The following is a 20,400-nucleotide window of genomic DNA, read 5'->3' on the forward strand; positions in this document are numbered from 1 at the left end:
ATGTCGATCCCGACAATGGCGACAGCGCCCGCAACCGAGGCGCCGACACCTGGCGGCCAGGTTCTGGGCCACGGCGTAGGCGTTGCCCAGGGCGTCTACACGGCTCGGCTGCACACCAGCCTGGAAACAGTCATGCCGCTCTGGCTGCGGTGCCAGGCCGACGGCGTGTGCACCGCCCATCAATCCTATGCGTGGGTGGAGGGGATCGCCAAACGGTTGATGCCTGAAGGCGCCGAACTGCTGGTCGTGGAAGTGACCGACGCCGGTACCGGCGAACTCAAGATGCTGATGCCGCTGATGCGGAGCTCGAGGTTCGGACATCGGGTGATCGAATGGCTGAGCTGCGGCGTCTGCGACTATTCCGCGCCGTTGCTGGCCGACAGGAGCTCATGGACCCGGCAAGCCGCCGAAGCGGCGTGGGCGGCGATCCGATCCGTCCTGCCGCCGGCGGACCGCGTCCATATCACCGGAATCCCGCGAGAGATTCACGGTGTGGGCAATCCTCTGGCGATGCTGGCATCCGCCGCCGATTCCAGCCTCATCACCTCCGGGCTCGTTCTGGAGGGCGATCCGGAGACCCTGATCAAGCGCCACGGCAGGCCGTCCTTCGTCAAGACCTTCAACAAGGACTGGCGCCGGCTTGAACGGCACGGCAGCGTGGATCTGGTCGAGGCCAACACGCCGGCCCTGGTGGAGCTCATCTTCGGCGCCTTGGTCGAGATGCGGCTGCGGCGCTTTCGGCAACTGGGGCGTTTCGACCTGCTGGCGCGGCCGGCGGTCGTCGATTTCTACCGAAACGCGGCGCTTCAGGGCCTGTCCGACGGATCGGTGCGGGTGTTCGGATTGCGCGCCGGCGAGGACTGGGTGGCCGGCCAGTACACGCTGGCCCGGCAGGGCACCTTGCATGCCCTGTTGATCGGAATAGACCAGGAGGTGGTGGTCAACGCGTCACCGGGCCTGGCGATCATCGGCAGGCTGATGGAATGGGCGCTCCGGCAGGGCTTCGACTATTTCGACCTGTCGGTTGGCAGCCAGCCCTACAAGGAACAGTTCGGCGCCGAGAGTTCGGTTCTGGCCAAGATCGACGAAACGCTGACGCCGCTCGGCAAGGGCGTGGCCGCCGTCGCGGCGCTTCGCGAACGGGCCGAGCTTTTCGTGCGCTCCAACCCGCGCCTGTTCAAGGCCGGCCAGGGACTGGTGCGCGGCTTGCGGCGATTGAAGAACTGAAGGCGCCCGCATCGGCTCCCGTGGCCGTACCAGCGAACTGACGCATCACATCGCCTCGGACCTCTCCGGCGCGTTTGGCACTTGATCCAGGTCAAGGCGAATTGGCGTCGATGCGCCTATCTGGTGTCCTGTCTTGGGAAGGACGCAAGGCGGGCGGGTGGTTCCAGGCCGGCAAGCTGAAAACAGCCCCGGTTTGGGCCGCCCGCAACTTCGTCGGGAGGTCATGCCGCATTCGCAGGCCACCCGAAATTGACAGGACAGCGTGTCTCCGTCATCCTTGAGCCCAGTCGCCAGGCTGCGGAAGCGGCCGTGTTGCGTGTCAGGGCGACCGAGGGCAGCGTCATGTTCAGTCCCGTCATCGGCCAGAATTCGAAGCGCGCGGCGGTACGCAAGGCGCTCGACCGCCACAAGGTCTACATCACCGCGCAGAGCTTTTCGGCCGGCGCCTACCGTGCACGCGTGCTGGTCGACGGCGAGGCCTACTGGGTCGACGAATTCCGGCTCGCCCAGCTGCGGCAGGGGCTGTCGCCGGCCGAGCTCGAACTGACGCCGGCCACCGACGATTGAGAGCGTGATCTCCGCTCGTTCCGGAACGCTGGTGGGACAGTGGGAAGGATCACGGCGTACGCCATGACGACCCCGCCCAAACTCCAAACCTATCGCGCCAAGCGCGAATTCTCGAAGACGCCGGAGCCGGCCGGCGGGCTGGTCGCCGACGAGGGCAACCGCTTCGTCGTGCACAAGCATCACGCCACCGCCGATCACTATGATCTGCGCCTGGAGGTCGGCGGCGTGCTGAAGAGCTGGGCGGTGCCGCGCGGACCCTCGCTCAACCCGGCGGACAAAAGACTGGCGGTCGAGACCGAGGATCATCCGCTCGAATATATCGACTTCGAGGGCGTCATTCCCGAGGGCGAATATGGCGGCGGGCCGATGATCGTCTGGGACACCGGCACCTGGGCGCCGATGGACGATGTCGAGAAGAGCCTGCGCACCGGCGCCTTCAAGTTCCGGCTGGCCGGCGAGAAGCTCAATGGCGGCTGGATGCTGACGCGGCTGAAGCCCAAGCCCGGCGAGGACAGCGAGAAGAAAAACTGGCTGCTGTTCAAGGAGCGCGACCTTGCCGCCGATCCCAAGCTCGACATCCTGGAAGCACGGCCGGAAAGCGTCAAATCCGGTTTGCGCATCGAGGAACTGGTGGCGCCGCCAAAGCCGGCGGCCAAACCCACGCCCAGACCGGGCTCGCTGAAACCCGGCACGCTGCCGGGCGCCTTCAAGGCCCCGGCGCTCGGCCGCATCGAACCGCAGCTGGCGACACAGGTACCGAAACCGCCCGATGGCGAGGACACCAGAGAGATCTGGCTGCACGAGATCAAGTTCGACGGTTACCGCACCATGGCGCATCTCAGCGACGGCGTGGTCCGGCTGATCACGCGTGGCGGCATCGACTGGACGAAGCGCTATGGCGACCTGCCGCATGCCTTTGCCAGACTGCCATGCCGGGATGCCATCATCGATGGCGAGATCGTCGTACTCGACGCCAAGGGCATCAGCCGCTTCGCGCTGCTGCAGGACGCGCTGGCCGCAGGCGCCGGCAGCAAGCTGCATTTCTACGCCTTCGATCTCTTGCATCTCGATGGCTGGGACCTGACGAAAGCGCCGCTCGTCCGGCGCAAGGCGCTGCTGGCCGAATTGCTCGCCGGCCTTGGCGCCAATTCCGCCATCCAGTTCTCCGATCATGTCGAAGGCTCGGGGCAGGGGCTCTATGACCAGGCATCCGAACTCGGGCTGGAAGGCGTCGTCTCCAAGCGCGCCACTGCGACCTACCAGAGCGGTCGCACCAAGAGCTGGACCAAGACCAAGGCGCTGCAGAGCGGTGACTTCGTCATTGCCGGCTACACCACATCGGACGCGGCCGAGGGGCTGGCGGCACTGGGCCTCGCCGAATTCGAAGATGGCGAGCTGCACTATCGCGGCAAGGTCGGCACCGGCTTCGATGCCGGGACCGCCAGCGAGCTGCTTTCCCGGCTGGAGCCGCTTACATCAGGCGCGTCCGCGCCCGAGGGCGTGCCGCGCGAAATCATGCGCGAGATGAACTGGGTGAAGCCGCTGTTCTCTGCCCGCATCCACTATGCCAACCGCACGGCGGACAATGCGCTGCGCCACGCGGTATTTCGCGGCCTGCGCGATGTCGGCCTGTCGACGCCGGTGTCGGCCAAACGCAAGCGGCTGATCTCGGAGGCAGACCTTGCCACCATCTGGGTGACCAACCCGACGCGGCGGCTGTTCGGCAAGACCGGCCCGACCAAGCTCGACATCGCCGTCTACTACGCGCTGGTCGGTGATTTCATGCTGCCGCATATCCTCGGCCGCCCGGTGTCGCTGGTGCGCTGCCCGACCGGCCTGCCGAAGGACTGCTTCTTCCAGCGCCACGCCTTCACCGGCATGCCACCTTCGGTGGTCACGTTCGAGGCGACCAATTCCGAGGGCGAGACCAAATCCTATCTCTCGGTCGAAGGCGCCAAGGGCTATCTGGCGCTGGCGCAGTTCGGCGTCGTCGAGTTCCACACCCGGGGCACCCACCGCTTGAGCCTCGACAAGCCCGATCAGATCGTCTTCGACCTCGACCCGGGCGAGGGGATTTCCTGGCGCGAGGTGGTCGAGGCCGCCGTGCACATCAAGGCCGAACTGGAGGGTCTGGGGCTGGTGCCCTTCGCCAAGACGTCCGGCGGCAGCGGCATCCACATCACCGTGCCGGTGACGTGCAAGCAGAACTGGAAGAAGCTGCACCAGGCGACCAGCGCCATCTCCACGCATCTGGCGGCCACCGAGCCCGACACCTTCACCACCACCATGGGCAAGGACAACCGCAAGAGGCGCATCTTCATCGACTATCACCGCAACGCGCGCGGCCACACCTCGGCGGCGCCGTACTCCTTGCGCGCCCGCACCAATTTGCCGGCCTCGACACCGGTGAGCTGGACGGACCTGGAGAGCATCGATGCACCGCAGGACCTGAACTATTCCTCGCTGCCGGGGCTGTTGGCGACTTCGGGCGATCCGTGGGCGGATATCGGGGATTTTGCGCGGGATTTGCCGTTTCAGAACTTGGGTTCCTCGCCCCCGTGAAACGGGGGAGAGGTGTCCGCGAAGCGGACGGAGAGGGGGCTTGCGCCAGCGACCCTAAGAGAAGCTCTCTGAGACTATGTGTGAGGATAGGGCCGCGCCATTCCCCCTCTCCGTCTCGGCTTCGCCGAGCCACCTCTCCCCCGTTTCACGGGGGCGAGGAACCCAAGTCCATCGACGCTTCCGACAATTTGAATTATTCTCCGCCCCCGACCCCTCCGGCGAGATGGAAGATTTCGTCAGGGATTTGCCGGTATCGTGCGGGGTCGGTGTAGGATTTGCGCAGCCTTAATCGTCCTTCGGACGAAAAGCGCTGCAGTCAATGTCAGTGCATGGCCGCGTAGGAGTGTTTCATGGCGCCCAGGGCAAGTTGGAAAGGTTACCTCAAACTCAGCCTCGTCAGCTGTCCGGTCCGGCTCTATCCGGCGACGACGACCAGCGAGCGCATCAGCTTCAACCAGCTGCACAAGAAGACCCACAACCGCATCAACATGAAGCCGGTCGACCCGGAACTCGGGCTGGTCGAGCGTTCGGATCTGGTCAAGGGCTACGAATACGAGGACAAGCAGTACATCATCATCGATGATGCCGACCTCGACGCGGTGCGCATCGAATCCAACCACACGATGAACATCGAGGCTTTCGTCGACGAGGGCGAAGTCGACGTCATCTATCAGGACGCGCCCTATTACCTGGCACCAGATGGCGCCATGGCGGAGGAAACCTTCGCCGTGCTGCGCGAAGCCATGCGCAAATCCGGCAAGCTGGCCATTGCCCGCCTTGTGCTGTCCAGCCGCGAGCGGGTGGTGACGATCGGCGCGCGCGAAAACGGCATGTTCGTGTGCACCTTGAGGAACCCGAACGAAGTGCGCGGCACGGCTGAGTATTTCGGCAACATCCCGGCCGGCAAGCCCGACCCGGAAATGCTCGAACTGGCCGAAGCGCTGATCAAGCAGAAGGAAACCACCTTCGATCCGAAGAACTACGAGGACCGCTACGAGATCGCGCTGATGGCGATGATCCGCGAGAAGCTGAAGGGCCACAAGCCGATCATCGCGGCGGCGCCTGAGCGCGGCAATGTCATCAATTTGATGGATGCGCTGAAGGCGAGCCTGTCGCAGTCGAAGCCGCCGGCCAAGTCCAAGAGCAAGGCCGACGAGGCCGCCAAGCCCGCCGCCAAGAAGGCTGCCGCGGGTGGTGCGGCTGAAAATCCGCTGAAGGCCAATCTGCTCAAGGCGGTCGGCAAGAGCAAGAAATGACGGCACAAGCCGTCCTGGTGCCGGGGGCCGTCTTCGGCACGATCGGCGCGCTGGCGGCGTTTCCGCTGAGGCTCGCCGCGCGCGAGGTCGAGCGCCAGCACGGCCAGTTGCGGCGCGGCGTCACCGGGCGCACCACGCATGTCGTGTTCGGCCGGACTTTTCTCGCCAAGGCCGGGCTGGCCAAGAACGGCGATGCCGAGATCGAGCGCCGCGTTGCCGCCGAGCGCGCGGCCGGGCGAACCCTGATCAGCGAGAACGGATTCCTGCGCCTGCTCGGGCTGATGAAGGCGCCGGAGGCCTCCTCGCTGTCGCGGCAATCGCTGATCGAGCAGTCGCGGCTGTCGGGCACCGACCTCGATCTGCTCTCGCTGTTCGATGCCTTCGAGCATGACAGTGAACCCTATTCCTTCCGCGACCTGATCCTGGCGCGCAAATATGCCGGGCTGGTGGCCGGCGGCGCCAGTTGGGGCGCGATTGCACGCTCCGTGCACCGCTCCGGCCCGGTCGCCTCGCTGACCGCCAAATCGCTCAATGTTGGTTCGCAGCATGGGCGATCCGATGCGATCTACCTCGAAGGCGGCCAGAGCGAACTGGACGGGCAGTTGCTGTTCGACCTGGGCAATGCCGGGTCAGCCGGCGACGACACTTTGGAAGAGCTGTTTGCCGAGGCCGAAGCGGCGGAGGAGGGCGGCGACCATGATGGGGCGGCCGCGCTCTACCAGCGCTGCCTTGCCATCGACCCGAGCGACGCCATCGCCGCCTTCAACCGCGCCAACTGCCTGCGCGCCGGCGGCCACGCGGCGGAGGCCGCGCATGATTATGCACGGGCGATAAAACTCGACCCCGCCTTCGTCGAAGCCTGGTTCAACCTCGCCGGGCTGATGAGCGAGCAAGGCCGCGACGCCTCGGCGCGAAGGCATCTGCAGAAGGCGATCGCGCTCGACAAGAGCTACGCCGATCCGGTGTTCAACCCGGCGAGGCTGGAGTTCGACGCCGGCAATTTGCTGGAAGCGCGCCGGCTGTGGGCGCGGTATCTCGAACTCGACGCGGAGTCCGAATGGGCGCGGGTGGCGGCAAAGGGCGTGCAGTTCGTCGATCTGCAGCTGGCGCAGAAGTCGGCGTCCTGAATATGCCTATCCTATTCTATCGCTTCCTGCCTTCGTTGTGATCGAATAGGTTTGGAGCCCGGGTGACTGCGATTTCCTTGGAAAATGAGGAATTTGGTGACTGACTGGAGAGGCGGGGAGTTTCCTTTCTTGTGTTTGTTGCTGGTAACTTCCAGCGCGGCATTTGTTTTCCTGGTTGTGGAGCAGCTTCGTGAGCTGTTTTTCTATCGGAAGAACGGCTGGGACTTTACGCAGGATAGCGATATCCCTTTGGGCATTTACTACTGGGGAGACAACTCGTGTCCCGAGGACATTGTGTCAAACAGGGAACGGATCCTGCTTGCTCGTCCGATCGCTATCTTGATTTTAGCAATGTTGTCGATGGCCCTTGCCTCCCTAATTTTTCATCCAGAACAGTGGGCAAGGGAAAATGGCAGTGCCGAACTTGGCCACCAACCTATCGTGAGCACCTATCCCGATGGCGACTAGCTTCCTCTTCGACGGCTTCGACACCGCCCCCGTCACCATCCTGCTCGCGCATGGCGCCGGCGCGTCGATGGATTCGCCCTCGATGACCGCAACCGCCATGGCGCTGGCCGCCACGGGCTTCCAGGTGGCGCGCTTCGAATTCCACTACATGGCGGCGCGCCGCTACGGCCAGCGCAAGCCGCCGCCGCGCGCCGAGACGGTGAACCCCGAATACATCAAGGCGATCGCCGACCTCCGGGCCAAGGGCGTGGCTGGTCCGCTGATCATCGGCGGCAAGTCGATGGGCGGGCGCGTCGCCTCGATGGTGGCGGACGAGATGTTTGCCAAGGGCGAGATCTCGGGCCTGCTGTGCCTGGGCTATCCCTTCCATCCACCGGCCAAGCCCGAGCAATTGCGGACCAAACACCTGGCCGGGCTGAAGACGCCGGCGCTGATCTTCCAGGGCACGCGCGACGAGTTCGGTATGCCAGATGAGGTGGCGACCTACGACCTTTCCGACAGCATCGAGGTGATCTGGCTGGAGGATGGCGACCACGACCTCAAGCCGCGCAAGAGCGTTTCGGGCTTTTCGACGGCCGATCATTTGAAGACGCTGGCCGAGACTGTGAAGGCGTGGACGGCGCGGATTTAGGAAGATCGGTCGAGCCACTCATTCCGATGTTGGCGCTGCCCCTCACCCTTACCCTCTCCCCGTGAAGAACGGGGAGAGGGGGCGCCAGCGCTGGAGCTTGACCCTTCTCCCCGTTCTTCACGGGGAGAAGGTGCCGGCAGGCGGATGAGGGGCAGTACGGACAGTGGCCATTGGCCAGCACCCAACGCATAAGTTCAACCACCCCTTGCGACCCTCTTCAGCTTCCTGCTTTCATGCACGCAATGAAACTCGCCTCCTTCAACATCAACAACATCAACAGCCGGCTGGAAAACCTCCTGGCGTGGCTGGCGCAGGCAAAACCCGATGTCGTCTGCCTGCAGGAACTCAAGGCGCGCGACACGCAGTTTCCGCGTACCGCGCTCGCCGACGCCGGCTATGGCGCTGTGTGGAAAGGCGAGCCGACCTGGAACGGCGTCGCCATCCTCGCGCGCGGCGCCGAACCCGTCCTGACCCGTGACGCGCTGCCTGGCGATGACGCCGACAGGCAGAGCCGCTATATCGAGGCAGCCGTCAATGGCATCGTCATTGCTTGCCTCTACGCCCCGAACGGCAACCCGCAGCCGGGGCCGAAATTCCAGTACAAGCTCGCCTGGCACGCGCGGCTCGAGGCGCATGCCGAACAACTCATCGACACCGGCCTGCCCGTCGTGCTCGCCGGCGACTACAACATCGTGCCCGAGCCGCGCGACATCTACCCCACCCGCTCCTATGACGACAACGCGCTGGTGCAGCCGGAAAGCCGCGCCGCCTTCGCAGCGCTGCTGGAGCAGGGCTGGACCGATGCGCTGCGCAAGAAGCACCCGAAGGAGACGCTCTACACGTTCTGGGATTACCGACGGAACCGCTGGCCGCGCGACGCGGGCTTGCGGCTCGACCACATATTGCTGTCGAAGACGCTGGCGCGGCGGCTCACCGCCGCCGGCATCGACCGCGACGTGCGTGGGCAGGACGGCGCCAGCGACCACGCGCCGGTGTGGGTGGCGTTGCGATAGCCAGCGAGCGCCGGCGAGTCCGCGGACGCCTGCCTGCGCCTAGGGAACAACGCCAACGCCGGCATATATCAAGCCGGCGAAGAACAGGGGAAAACCGACCAGACAGGTGGCCATGACGATGACAACGGCGTTGGCCATCCGCTCGCCTCGCCGGCAAAGCGCGTCGGCGGCGGCATCGTCTTGCGGGATGAGCACTCGCAAGAAATCCACAACTTCCTGGTTCGCGGGTATCTGATTGTCGTTTGCGGGCAGGGGGGCCGGAGCCTTGGAAATAGGTGTCTTTGGAACTGGATTCACACTTTGCCTCACAATCGATCGCGTGCCCCAAACGTCGAAACCCGGCAATGGTTCCGGATCTAAATCAGCAATAACCGCCGTTCGAGGGGCGTGAGTGGCGTTTTGCGACACGATGTTGGCGCTGATAGTCTGACTGTACGGTCCGAAACCCGGCGAGCGGAGCCCGATGAACAGGTCGGCTGACAGATTGCTTGCGCATGCCCTGGCTGTGGTCGCCATCGGCTGCCTGGATGGCGCAAGCGGCCATGCGCCGGTCTGTGTGAAAACCGGGTGAAGGCAAATCCTAGCTAGCCGGTGATCTTGGCACCCGACGGATGTCTGTCGCCGTGGGCGATCAACGGAACCGCAATGATGCCGCTGGCGAGCAGCAGCCAGTCCTGCGGCACACCCAGAAGGAATGCCGCACTTCCTCCAATCAAAGACCAGATGAACGGGATCGCAAGCAGCCACCGCGGCAGGGGTGGCTTGGCGAGGAGGAAGAATCCGAAAGTGAAGATCGTCACCGGACAGGGGGTGACACCGAACGCCGGCATTTCCGGATAAGGGTGACCCATCCAGATGCCGAGAAGAGGATAGAGCATGGTTGCGTAGGCGACAAAGGCAATCCCCACACTCACGGCAAGCCCGAAATCCCGGCCGAAACGCAACTGTCTCCTGAAGACGCCGCAATAGACCAGCAAGGCTCCCTGGGTGACGAACATGGCGCCAAAGATCAACGCGGCCTTGTTGATCTCGGTGAAATAGAGCCAGTGATATACGATGCCGGTCCACAGCCACATAACCGCCAGGATGACAGCGACCAGGCGATCCGCCATTCGTGGCCGCCAGAGGAGCAGGACCATGGCGAGGGCGCCGCAAGCAAATGCCACCGGTTGCAAAGGCCAGATCGCTTTATTGTAGGCAACCAGATTGGCAAGAAACTGGTCACTGGTGAACGGCAGCATCGGGGAGCCTCCAACGTGCCTGACGCTAGCCAGGGCCGCGGGATGCTTCATTGATCTGGCACAATTTTTCCTTGCTTGCGCACCGGCCGCACGACAGGGTGTGGTTCGGCGCGGATGTAATTTTGCGGTCTTATGTAGCAAACGCACCAACTTCGCGCGCGACCTAAAGGGTGGGTTCCCATAAAATCCGGGAATGCCAAGAGTTGCACCCATTGTCCGCTCGACCCGATACGAACACGCCATCAATACGCTGGTGGCGAAGCGATCCGAGATATCGGGCGCAATTCGGTTCAAGGGTGCGGACCTGGCTCACCAGCTACAGCACATAGACGCGGTGCTGGCGATCCTTGGCTATAAGGGCGACCCGTCGCAGATCGTGCCGCTACGGCGCAAAAGCTGAATGCGATCGGCGTGGACGAGAAAGAGGTGAACATTCGCAACAAGCTTGCGAGATGCAAGTTCACTGCCGCGTTTCTTCTCCAGTGTCTGGAGGCGATAGGGACGGCGGCAATATCCATCGCTCGGTAGGCATGCGGTCCTTGTCCAGATGAGAGTACCGGTCCTGAAGGTCTTTAACGTGCCTTTGGTAATCTTCGGAGTGGTTGAGGTCTTCGGTTAAAATGGCAACCATCGCCATTGCGGCTGCTCGCATGTTAGCCATATCGAAGACAATTCGATCCACAATTTCAAGCTTTTGGGCTTCCGGCACCTTGTCCCCAGACGCCACAAAAAACCTTGATCCTCCCACCATCCAATGAAGGCCCGAGCAGAAGTTTTGCCAGTATTTCTTGAAGTTGCCGTCCGCAAAAAACAACACGGCTATTTCTGTTATCGGTTTCAGTTCGGCATCCGGATTGATCGTAGCTACCTGTACGATAGGTAAGTCGAGCGCGGCGAATTTGGCCAGTGCTTTAGCCAAGTTTGCCCGCTCCGCCAGAAACGATTCCTCAAAGAACTGGCGTCGTTTTACGGACGTGTCGGATAAAATGCCGCGAAGCTCTGCCAGCGTTTTCTGGTCGTCTTTCCAAATAAAATAGGGCGCGGTCAAAAGCCGAAGCCCGACGCCACCACCGACGATAAGAACTATCGTCCACGCCACGTAAGCTTGCACTGCCGCGTCCAAGGGATCACCTAGGACCGAAAACAAGGCGGGAACTAACACACCGCCGACGATTGACAGTTTGTCCGTGAACAAGACGGAGCCCGCGAATGCACGCCGGAAGCACTTCCCCAAGTAGCCCATTGGGGAACAATGACCGGATTCTATGATCTTTGGTAGTCATGAGCCGAACCGTTGGTTTGGCCCTATGCCAACGCTTGGTGCGTTTGCTACATAAGACCGTAATTTTGCGCTGGCTGCTTGGGTCCTGAACGGTACGGCGGGGCAGGACTCGTGATGAGCGGAGCGGGCGGTGCAGGCGGCAGCGAGGGGGCGCGATGGACAGGTTGGCTGAGCGGCTGTTTGCGCTTCCCCTGCTGGCGGCTTCCCTAGCTTGCCTGGTTCGCGCCTATCTGCTCATGGGCGGCAGGGATTTCGCCTGGGGCGGGATCGTCCGTATGCTGCGTGGTCCCGCCACGCTGTGGCCGGTGGTGTTCCTGGCGCTGGGCGCGCTCTGCCTGCTTGGCGCCTTGTTGTTCTGGGCCGGGCTGTTGCCCGGCCGGCCGGGCCGTCCCACCGGGACGCCACTTTTCGGCCGCGACGCCGAGATCGACCCCAAGGGCCGTCCGGGCTTGCGGCGCGCCTTCCTTGTCCTGCCGGTGATTGCCGTGCTGACGCTCATGGCCGATCAGGTCCCGTGGCGGGGGCAGGGCCCGGGCGGCGAGGTGGCCTCGCCAAGCCAACCCAAGGCCAACGAACCGAAAACTCCTGACCCGAAGACCACCGAGCCCAAGGGCAATGACGTCGCCAGCGCACCGCCGGTCCCGGAGCCGGCTGCTCCGCCAATAGCCTCGCCGCCGGCGCCTCCCGGCCCCCCGCCGGAAGCCGCCAACCCGCCTGCGGCGTCGCCGACACCGCCCGTGGTCGTGCCGCCGCCGCCGACGCCGCCAATTGCCCCGGCACCGCCCGAGGTCGCGGTCATTCCGCCGCCCACAGTGGCGCCCTTGCCGCCACCGCCGCCGGCCGCTCCGACGCTGCCCGACGGCCATCGTGACGCCGTCGTCTGGCTATCGGTGGCGCCCGACGGGCGCTCGATCCTCAGCGCCAGCACCGACCATGTGATCAAGCTGTGGGACATCGGCGGCAAGCATCTGATCCGCAACCTCGGCGTCCACAAGGACATGGCGCGCACCGCGCTCTACATGCCCGACGGCGTCAGTGCGCTGACGGGGGGCGACGACGGCGAGATCGTGCTGCGCCAGCTTTCCGACGGCGCGGTGCTGCATGTCTTCCAATCCGGCGGCAATGGCGGCGTCAACAAGCTCGCCATCACGCCGGACGGCAAGCGCGCCGTCAGCGGACACGATACCGGCAACGTCATCGTCTGGGACCTCGCCAACGACGCCGTGCTGCACATACTGACCGGGCATGACTGGTCGATCAGCGCGGTGGCCGTCTCGCCCGACGGCACCCGTGCGGTCTCGGGCAGCATCGACGGCACGTTGAAACTCTGGGATATCGAGAGCGGCAGGCAATTGCGCAGCTGGCACGGCCATGAGCAGGGCACTTATGGCGCGGTGTTCACCGCCGACGGGCATCATCTGATCACCGGCAGCGGCGACCTGACGATCAAGGTCTGGGATCTCGACAGCGGCCGCGAGGTGAAGCGCTTCGAGGGCCACGAGGGCACGGTCTACACGCTGGCGCTGTCGTCCGACGGCAGGCGCCTGCTGTCAGGCTCGCTCGACGGCACCGCACGGCTGTGGGACATGGAAACCGGCAACCAGATCGCCATGTTCGACAGCCAGACGGGCCCGATCTACGCGGTGGCCTTCGCCGCCGACGGCACCGTGCTGACCGGCGGCTACGACCGCACCATCCGCGACTGGCCGGCCACCGGCGGCGACGGCGTGGTGCTGTTTGCCGGCGCGCCGGGATGAGCGGTGCCTGCGTCATGAGCGGCAGTATCGGATGACAGAACGGCGCTAGTCTGCCAAGTTGGGTCGACAAGGCTGAGCAAGTTGTGTGAGTAATGCTCAGGAGGGGTTTTGTTGTGTATGGGTCGGCTCCGCTGAGCGCTCAATTGCGTTCGAGATTGTTGCAGGTCATCGGGGTGTTTGGCGCCCTGGCGTGCCTGATCGAGGGCTGCGCGAATCCGCGCATCATTGAAAGCGCCGTGCCGACGGCTCCTCCGGCCGAGGCCCAGCAATCCTGCACCGCGCAATGGCATGCCCGAGGCCATACGACCCAGGCCGAGGCACAGGCATTCGCCAGGAAATGCCTCCATGCGCAAGGCGCGCTGGAAAAGCAATTCGACAACAAGACCGTAACCCGCAAGGTGACGGCGCTGATCGATGCCGATCAGCCGTTGACCGCCCTCGAACCATCCGACGTCGCCATCTTTTGTCCGGGCTATTTGCTGCAAGGCAGGCAAGGGCGCGCGGTTTTCTGGCGCACGTTGATTGCCAACCTGGCCGGCGCGGAATCCGTCAACAACAGCGCGGCTGCCTTTTGGGAAGCGGACCAGGACCAGTACTCCATCGGGCTGCTGCAGCTCTCGTTGGCCGACGAGGGGAGATACAGATGCGGTTTCAAGTCGGAGGTCGACATCACCGATCCTGACCGTAACCTCGCCTGCGGCATCAAGGTCGTGACGATGCTTGTCAGGGCGGACGGCATGATCGGCGGCGGCGCTGGCCACGAGATGAAAGGGGCCGGCGCCTACTGGCAGAACCTCCGGCAGCCATCCGAAGTGCGCAACCGGCTGATCAACGCCACCAAGGCGGTCGCGGAGTGCAAGCCGGACCCCCGAAACGCCTGAGGCGGTCCATCGTTTCCAGGGAAGCGCGTCCTGTCTCTTTGTTTCGATGCGAATATGGATCGACAGCCTGCGTCGCGCGGCTTTATCTTCGACCACCCCTAACGCTATCTTCGCAGCCATGTCAGCAAACACACCTTCCGCCACCGCGCCGCTTGTCGTCATCGATCTCCAGACCGGCATGTTCGACGGCGTGCACGAGCCGCCGATCCATGATGCGCCGGGTATCGTCGAGCGCACGCGGGCGGTGATCGACTGGGCGCGGCGCGGTGGGCGCAAGGTCGCTTTTATCAGGCATGACGGACCGGCGGGCGACCCGCTGGCGCCAGGCGAACCGGGTTGGCCGGTGTGGCCCGCGCTTGGCCAGGCCGAAGAGGAGCCGACCTTTGCCAAATCCGTGCGCGATGCCTTCAGCAATCCCGCTTTTGCGGACTGGGTGGCCGGGCAGGGCGCCGGCGCGGTCGTGCTCCTCGGCGCGCAGACCGATTTTTGCGTGGCGGCGACCGTCAAGGGCGCGCTGGCCAGGGGGCTCGGCGTGACCGTGGTTTCCGATGCCCACAGCACACTGGACAGCGCCAGCGAGAGCGCGCCGCAGATCATCGCGCGCCACAATGCCGGCTTCGCGGAGGACGGTGTCGATCTGGTGACGACGAAGGCGCTGGTCGGCGGCTGAAGCCGGCAGGCAGGATGATAGCGCCAAGCGCCTCCTGCCGTGGTCGACACGGACGGGGGGCGCATTGTTGGGGTGAGCTTGGCGCCCGCGTCGACCAGGGCGGCTCCTCGCCGCAACAAAAGCACCGCACATCACCCGCCGAAAGAAACTTCCGCGAAAGCGGAATAGGCGTGGCTGAAATACGGAATCCGCGTCGGTCCAAACGCGTGCACAGGATGATGGCACGCGTGCACAGGATGATGGCGCGTTGACCGCATCGCCGAGCGAGGGCGAACGACAAAGGAAAATGGCCCGGCGGCCAGGTGCAAGGGCAAGCACGCCGGGCCCAGCCGGCTTCTGGCGGTCGCCGACTGACTTTTATATTCGCAATCTCTAATGTTTAGAGCAAGGCGTCGTCAAACCTCTTCTGGGGATAAAGGCGTCTAGTCCTCAGAAGCCGGCCGCTCCCGTCACCATCAACACCAGCATGACGACCGCCGCGCTCCAGACGGCGGCCGTTGCCAGGGTTGTTGCGTTTGGACGAATTCTGCGATGGGCCCTGGGCGGCGGCGATTTCGGCATCGCTCAGTAGCGGCGCAATTCGCAGACGCGCACCTTCTCGATGACCCAGTGATGATGGCGCCAATGCTTTCTCACCTTCACGAAGCAATGGCGATTATGATGCCTGCGCCAATGATGATCGCGCCAGCGATTGTCGCGCCAGTGGTGCCGGCCCATATTGCCATTGTCCGTCGTGATGACCAGGCTTGCGGCTTCCGCCGGAGCGACGATGACCGGGGACACGACGGAGATCGCGACAAGTGCCGAAAGAATAAAGTTTTTCACAGTGGATATCCTCCGTTATTAGCATTTGCTCATGTCAATTCGAAAGGCGGCTAAATGTTCCGCCGGCCCTGCTGGATCAGTTCGCCGCCCTCCGGTCGGCTGCTTGAAACGATCGGGCGGGCGGAGAAGACAGTGCGCGTTGATCCGATGGCTGCTCGTTCAGGTAGAGCGAGCCCCCCAGAACAAGGAACACGGTGCCCACCGCCAACAGTCCCGCCATCAGCACGGCAATCGCCGTGTCCGGTCCGCGGCCTGTCTTGACGATGGTGGATCGATGGGGCATCGCGCTTCCCTCCCGATATGGGTCCGGCGGCGCCGGAGACCTCGCAGCAAACGACAAGCGTGGCCGGATGTTCCATTGGCTGGGCTCCAGTCCCGCCGCGTCGGGCCATTGCGTTTTCGCATCGGACCAAGGTCTGAGGTGCCGGCCGCAAAGGTCCGAAGGCCCTGTTCGGTTCCGGCAATGTCCATTGGACGTTCCGTTATTTTAGTCAAAACTGATATAATGGTGTGACCCGGTCGTCATGCCGTTGTCCATCGATCCCCAGGGCCGAGGCCTGCGCCAGGCCTGCCTGCAAGCGCGGTCCTACCAGCCCATCCACTCGCGCGTGCGCCAGGCAAGGCCGGCAAACGGCGCCATTAACGCGATCACGACAAACATCAGCGTGAAGGGATGCCTGGTCACTGGGGGTCGAGGAGCCATCTGATCGTCATCCTTGCTGGTGATTTTTGCCACAACGTCATCGAGACCACATGGTTGCATGCGAACCAGACCGCGTTTTATGTGGGCGCACACTGGCGCCAGCGATGGTGGAACCAAGCCGCGACCCTTGCGTTTTTCGCTCGCGACCGGCGAGGCTGCCACCTCCATCGGGCGCCATTGAAGGCTCGCCCTGCTCCCGGCGGGGCGGGCCTTTTTCGGACCCCGGAGAGCACGCGCTAGCCTCTTGGGAGACTCGCTCGTGCGACGCTATTAAAATATATTTGCTTTAGATTGAAATTTATCCGCAGTTTTCGAAACATATATCGCAACGAATGCGCCATTGGCTCGAATGGTTTTAAATAAGTGAACCTCTCCGCGGCCTGTTAAACAAACATTTATTTCACAATTTGAGATGGAACCTCCATGGATCGATCGAGTTTTCACACAGGGCGGTTCTTCAGATAGCCCTTTATGGAGATTATCATGAAACATTATCTTTCGAGTACAGCGGCCGCGATCCTTCTGATGAGCGGCATTGGTGCAGCGGTGGCGCAAGACGTCGTCGTCGTCCAGCCGGAACAGGAGACGGTCGTTCGCGAATACGTCAAGAAGCAACCGCTGGCGTCGGTGAACCTTCTGGGCGTGGAGCTCAAGCTCGGCTCGCCGGTACCGGACACGGTGGAATTGCGCGAGGTGCCCAACGTCAAGTACCGCGTCGCCGTCATCAACGACCAGACAGTCCTGGTGGATCCCGAGACCCATCAGATCGTCGAAGTCCTGAACTGATTGATGGCTTGACGCCGGGGGGCGGGGAGTTGCCCGCTTCCACGCCAGGCTGGCCTTGGGAAAAGCCCGTCACGACTTCGCGTCGGTGGCGGGCTTTCGTTTAGGGCCGGCCTTTCCGTCGCCTACTGGGCGGCGGCCGCCATGCTTCTTCGTTTCGAAGTCGCCGCGTCGCGGTGCTGCCGCGGTTGGGATGACCAGGTCGCCGAAGGCACGGTTGACCACGCCCCGCGCTTGACGGGGCGGGCGCATCGATCGCCGTGCGATCGGCCGCATGCATTGGGCTGGAAAATCGGCCGGCCAGGGTGCAGGGTGCGGCCATGCGGGACATTCGCGCGCCGGCTTCCGCGCCGAAGCCGGCATCGATGCATCGCATGTGCGGCCGGCCTTTGCACGGAAGACCTGAAAGCCCTTCGATGACCATTCAGCCAGTCGAGACGAGTGTTCGCGACAACGCGCCCCGCATCATGCTTTTGCTTGGCAGCGCGCCCGACGCGGTGCGTTGCGAGCCGTGGCCGAAGCAGGCCTTCAGCCGGATCGTCGCCATCAACAATGCCTGGCGCGTGCGCCCCGACTGGGATTTCCTCGTCCATGCCGGCGATTTCCCATCCGAGCGGCTGCCGCACGACGCGACCTTGCGGCAGGCTCGGATATTCAGCGCCACGCAGTATGTTCCGGCGCAGAACGCCTTCGGCGGCTTCGTCTATGCCGGCGCCACGATGGCGCTGACCGCCGCCTATTGGACCATTCACAGCCAGAAGCCCGATGTGCTGGCATTCCTGGGCTGCGACATGATCTACGACCGGCCGGACAAAACACATTTCTACGGCATCGGCCGTCCTGATCCATTGCGCGACGACGTCACGCTGCGCAACCTCGAGGCCAAGTCGGCGCGCCTGCTTGTACAGGCGCTGAAGCACGGCTGCCTGTGCATCAACCTGTCGGACCTGCCGCGCAGCCGGCTGGTCTTTCCCGAGCTCGCCTTCGACGCGCTTGGCGGCCTTTCGCTGGCGCGGATTGCCGAAATGAAGGCGGAAATCCTTGGCAACATCCGGCTCGACAAGGCCGAAAAGGCCGAGGAGATCGAGAAGGACCTCGGCTATTTCTACGAGGACGGCATGTACTGGAACCATCTCGACGAGATCGACGAGACGTTCCTTGCCGACATCGACCGGCTATGGATATCGGCCGTCGAGAAGGAACGGGTGGGCTGAAGCCGCCAACCTCCCCGCAGGGGAGGGAGGTTGACGCGTTTCGGCCGGGTTACTCGGCCGCCAGCTTGTCCTGCGTCTTCGTGTCGAAGTCGCTGGCGTCGTGGCGCTCATGCAGTTGCAGGGCGGGTTCGCCAAAGGCGCGGTTGACCATGCGGCCGCGCTTGACAGCCGGGCGGGCGTCGATCGCCTGCGCCCAGCGCTGCACGTGCTTGTAGTCCTGCACGGACAGGAATTCGCCGGCATCATTGTACATGCGGCCAAGCGCCAGCCCGCCATACCAGGGCCACACCGCCATGTCGGCGATCGTGTAGTCCTTGCCCCCGAGATATTCGGTCTTGGCGAGACGACGGTCGAGCACGTCCATCTGGCGCTTCACCTCCATCGAGAAGCGGTCGATGGCATATTCGAACTTTTCCGGCGCATAGGCGTAGAAATGGCCGAAGCCGCCGCCCAGATACGGCGCCGAGCCCATCTGCCAGAACAGCCAGGACAGGACTTCGGCACGGGCCGGCTGTTCGGTGGGCAGGAATTCGCCGAACTTCTCGGCGAGGTAGACGAGGATCGAGCCGGATTCGAAGACGCGGACCGGCGTCTTGCCGCTGCGGTCCATCAGTGCGGGAATCTTGGAGTTTGGGTTGACCTCGACGAAGCCGCTGCCGAACTGGTCGCCATCGTTGATCCGGATCAGCCAGGCGTCGTATTCGGCGCCCTTGTGGCCGCGCGCCAGCAGCTCCTCGAGCATGACCGTCACCTTGACGCCGTTCGGCGTCGCCAGCGAATAGAGTTGCAGCGGGTGCTTGCCGACCGGCAGTTCCTTGTCATGCGTCGGCCCGGCGATCGGCCGGTTGATGCTGGCGAAGGCGCCGCCATTCGCCTTGTTCCAGGTCCATACTTTCGGCGGGGTGTACTCGGTCATCTCGGAGCCTCGTGTCTTGGGGAAAGGAAGGGGCGGTCCATCTACAACTAGGGCTGCAAACGAGAAAGTTCAACTTGTGTTGAACTATTGTTTATGTCGGCGCCGCCCCTCATTGCCCTGCCGGGCATTTCTCCCCGTATAGGGACGGGGAGAAAGACGCCGTCGCCACCGATTTCGCCAACTGTTGGCATTGCAGATAGGGCGCCGAAGACCGCGACAGCCTCCCCTTCTCCCCGTCACTATACGGGGAGAAGGTGCCGGCAGGCGGATGAGGGGCAGCGCAAACCTAAAAGACAGTGCCTTCGCCCTCGGCTCTTGCACCATCCCCGGCGTGGCATACCTATAGAAACACCACGTACCAGGAAGACAGAATGACCATCACTCCCAATCCGCGCTCCGTCGTCGCCGTCCGGGCCACCGTTCCCGACGATGCGTTCACGGCCAGCGCGCTCGGCACGCTCCGGGAAGGCAGCGGGGTCGTCATCCGTGACGACGGGCTGGTGCTGACCATCGGCTATCTCATCACCGAGGCGGAAGAGGTTTGGCTGACCAGCCAGGACGGCCGCGTCATCCCCGCGCACGCGCTGGCCTACGACCAGGAATCGGGCTTCGGCCTGGTGCAGGCGCTGGCGCCGCTCGGCCTGCCTGCCGTGGCGCTGGGCGATGCCGGCAAGGCCAAGGTCGGTGACGCCGTCGTGCTTGCCGACGGCGTCGGCCGCTCGGTCCAGTCCAGGATCGTCACCAAGCAGGAATTCGCCGGTTATTGGGAGTATCTGCTCGACGAGGCAATCTTCATCGCGCCCGCGCACCCGTCCTGGGGCGGTGCCGGGCTGTTCGGCGCCGATGGTTCGCTGCTCGGCATCGGGTCGCTGCGCCTGCAGATGAGCCGCAACGGCGAAGTGGCCGATATCAACATGGTGGTGCCGATCGATCTGTTGCCGCCCATTCTCGACGATCTCCTGACGCGCGGCCAGGTGGCCAAGCCGCCGCGCCCGTGGCTCGGCGCCCTCTCGGCCGAAAGCGATGGCAAGGTGGTGGTGATGAGCGTGACCGAAGGCGGCCCGGCGGCCAAGGCCGGCCTGCGCGAGGGCGACGTCATCTCCGACATCCGCGATGGCGCGGTCGACGGGCTCGCCGATTTCTATCGCAAACTGTGGGAGAGCGGCTCGGCCGGCGCCGAAATCCCGATGCGGGTGGTGCGCGACGGCCGCGAAACCTGGCTGCGCGTCAAGTCCGCCGACCGCGGCAGTTTCCTGAAAAAGCCGCAGCTGCAATAG

General features: G+C 63.8%; 20 protein-coding genes. 15 read left to right on the top strand and 5 right to left on the bottom strand.

The annotated features are described in order from the left end of the window. The 8 genes from AC56QQ_RS12465 (at window position 1) to AC56QQ_RS12500 (ending at window position 8,851) form a co-directional block, all read left to right on the top strand. Complete coding sequence (locus AC56QQ_RS12465) at window positions 1-1,227, top strand: GNAT family N-acetyltransferase (RefSeq protein ID WP_497127498.1); 1,227 nt, start codon at window positions 1-3, stop codon at window positions 1,225-1,227. Window positions 1,228-1,569: 342 nt separating this feature from the next. Then, window positions 1,570-1,794 (top strand): hypothetical protein, encoded by a 225-nt coding sequence (locus AC56QQ_RS12470; RefSeq protein WP_497128974.1) that lies wholly within the window; start codon window positions 1,570-1,572, stop codon window positions 1,792-1,794. Between the two features lie 63 nt (window positions 1,795-1,857). Next, window positions 1,858-4,356, top strand: a complete 2,499-nt coding sequence (ligD, locus tag AC56QQ_RS12475; RefSeq protein WP_497127499.1) for a DNA ligase D — start codon at window positions 1,858-1,860, stop codon at window positions 4,354-4,356. A 350-nt stretch (window positions 4,357-4,706) separates the two neighbouring features. After that, window positions 4,707-5,612, top strand: coding sequence for a non-homologous end joining protein Ku (gene ku, locus AC56QQ_RS12480; RefSeq protein WP_091585560.1), 906 nt, complete (start codon window positions 4,707-4,709; stop codon window positions 5,610-5,612). Further along, window positions 5,609-6,739, top strand: a complete 1,131-nt coding sequence (locus AC56QQ_RS12485; RefSeq protein WP_497127501.1) for a tetratricopeptide repeat protein — start codon at window positions 5,609-5,611, stop codon at window positions 6,737-6,739. Before ku ends, AC56QQ_RS12485 begins: the two co-directional genes overlap by 4 nt. 96 nt (window positions 6,740-6,835) lie before the next feature. Next, window positions 6,836-7,207 carry a hypothetical protein gene (locus AC56QQ_RS12490; RefSeq protein ID WP_497127503.1) on the top strand — a complete coding sequence of 124 codons (372 nt, stop codon included), beginning with the start codon at window positions 6,836-6,838 and terminating at the stop codon, window positions 7,205-7,207. After that, on the top strand, window positions 7,197-7,838 hold the full coding sequence (locus tag AC56QQ_RS12495; RefSeq protein WP_497127505.1) for an alpha/beta hydrolase family protein: 642 nt from the start codon (window positions 7,197-7,199) through the stop codon (window positions 7,836-7,838). The genes AC56QQ_RS12490 and AC56QQ_RS12495 overlap by 11 nt, the downstream gene beginning before the upstream one ends. A gap of 242 nt (window positions 7,839-8,080) precedes the next feature. Further along, window positions 8,081-8,851 carry an exodeoxyribonuclease III gene (locus AC56QQ_RS12500; RefSeq protein WP_497128977.1) on the top strand — a complete coding sequence of 257 codons (771 nt, stop codon included), beginning with the start codon at window positions 8,081-8,083 and terminating at the stop codon, window positions 8,849-8,851. Between the two features lie 39 nt (window positions 8,852-8,890). On the opposite strand, the gene AC56QQ_RS12505 is transcribed toward AC56QQ_RS12500, so the two are convergent. Together AC56QQ_RS12505 and AC56QQ_RS12510 are read right to left on the bottom strand one after the other, a co-directional pair. Beyond that, window positions 8,891-9,367: a hypothetical protein gene (locus tag AC56QQ_RS12505; protein ID WP_497127507.1), complete on the bottom strand. Its 477-nt coding sequence runs from the start codon at window positions 9,365-9,367 to the stop codon at window positions 8,891-8,893. A gap of 68 nt (window positions 9,368-9,435) precedes the next feature. Next, complete coding sequence (locus AC56QQ_RS12510) at window positions 9,436-10,092, bottom strand: DUF6064 family protein (RefSeq protein ID WP_497127509.1); 657 nt, start codon at window positions 10,090-10,092, stop codon at window positions 9,436-9,438. Window positions 10,093-10,285: 193 nt separating this feature from the next. Here AC56QQ_RS12510 and AC56QQ_RS12515 point away from each other — a divergent pair, with 193 nt between their 5' ends. Further along, window positions 10,286-10,492 (top strand): hypothetical protein, encoded by a 207-nt coding sequence (locus tag AC56QQ_RS12515; RefSeq protein WP_497127511.1) that lies wholly within the window; start codon window positions 10,286-10,288, stop codon window positions 10,490-10,492. Between the two features lie 60 nt (window positions 10,493-10,552). Here AC56QQ_RS12515 and AC56QQ_RS12520 read toward each other — a convergent pair whose 3' ends face one another. Beyond that, window positions 10,553-11,287 carry a hypothetical protein gene (locus AC56QQ_RS12520; RefSeq protein ID WP_497127513.1) on the bottom strand — a complete coding sequence of 245 codons (735 nt, stop codon included), beginning with the start codon at window positions 11,285-11,287 and terminating at the stop codon, window positions 10,553-10,555. A 242-nt stretch (window positions 11,288-11,529) separates the two neighbouring features. On the opposite strand from AC56QQ_RS12520, the gene AC56QQ_RS12525 reads away from it, so the two are divergent. From AC56QQ_RS12525 to AC56QQ_RS12535, 3 genes are all read left to right on the top strand, one after another. Further along, window positions 11,530-13,131 carry a WD40 repeat domain-containing protein gene (locus tag AC56QQ_RS12525; protein WP_497127515.1) on the top strand — a complete coding sequence of 534 codons (1,602 nt, stop codon included), beginning with the start codon at window positions 11,530-11,532 and terminating at the stop codon, window positions 13,129-13,131. Between the two features lie 143 nt (window positions 13,132-13,274). Then, the gene (locus AC56QQ_RS12530) at window positions 13,275-14,012 is read left to right on the top strand and encodes a hypothetical protein (protein ID WP_489862438.1); all 738 of its coding nucleotides are present in this window, start codon (window positions 13,275-13,277) and stop codon (window positions 14,010-14,012) included. Window positions 14,013-14,130: 118 nt separating this feature from the next. Then, window positions 14,131-14,682, top strand: coding sequence for an isochorismatase family protein (locus AC56QQ_RS12535; RefSeq protein WP_497127517.1), 552 nt, complete (start codon window positions 14,131-14,133; stop codon window positions 14,680-14,682). A 564-nt stretch (window positions 14,683-15,246) separates the two neighbouring features. Here the strand turns inward: AC56QQ_RS12535 and AC56QQ_RS12540 are convergent. Next, window positions 15,247-15,507, bottom strand: a complete 261-nt coding sequence (locus tag AC56QQ_RS12540) for a hypothetical protein (protein ID WP_497127519.1) — start codon at window positions 15,505-15,507, stop codon at window positions 15,247-15,249. A 1,186-nt stretch (window positions 15,508-16,693) separates the two neighbouring features. Between AC56QQ_RS12540 and AC56QQ_RS12545 the strand changes: the two genes are divergently transcribed. Together AC56QQ_RS12545 and AC56QQ_RS12550 are read left to right on the top strand one after the other, a co-directional pair. Next, entirely contained in the window at window positions 16,694-16,996 is a 303-nt protein-coding gene (locus tag AC56QQ_RS12545; RefSeq protein WP_489862428.1) for a DUF1236 domain-containing protein, read from the top strand. 413 nt (window positions 16,997-17,409) lie between these two features. Continuing rightward, on the top strand, window positions 17,410-18,207 hold the full coding sequence (locus tag AC56QQ_RS12550; protein WP_497127521.1) for a hypothetical protein: 798 nt from the start codon (window positions 17,410-17,412) through the stop codon (window positions 18,205-18,207). Between the two features lie 49 nt (window positions 18,208-18,256). Here AC56QQ_RS12550 and yghU read toward each other — a convergent pair whose 3' ends face one another. Beyond that, window positions 18,257-19,123 (bottom strand): glutathione-dependent disulfide-bond oxidoreductase, encoded by an 867-nt coding sequence (yghU, locus tag AC56QQ_RS12555; RefSeq protein WP_497127523.1) that lies wholly within the window; start codon window positions 19,121-19,123, stop codon window positions 18,257-18,259. A 371-nt stretch (window positions 19,124-19,494) separates the two neighbouring features. Between yghU and AC56QQ_RS12560 the strand changes: the two genes are divergently transcribed. Beyond that, entirely contained in the window at window positions 19,495-20,400 is a 906-nt protein-coding gene (locus AC56QQ_RS12560) for a S1C family serine protease (protein ID WP_497127525.1), read from the top strand.

The organism is Mesorhizobium sp. RCAM 05099 (genome assembly GCF_059683685.1).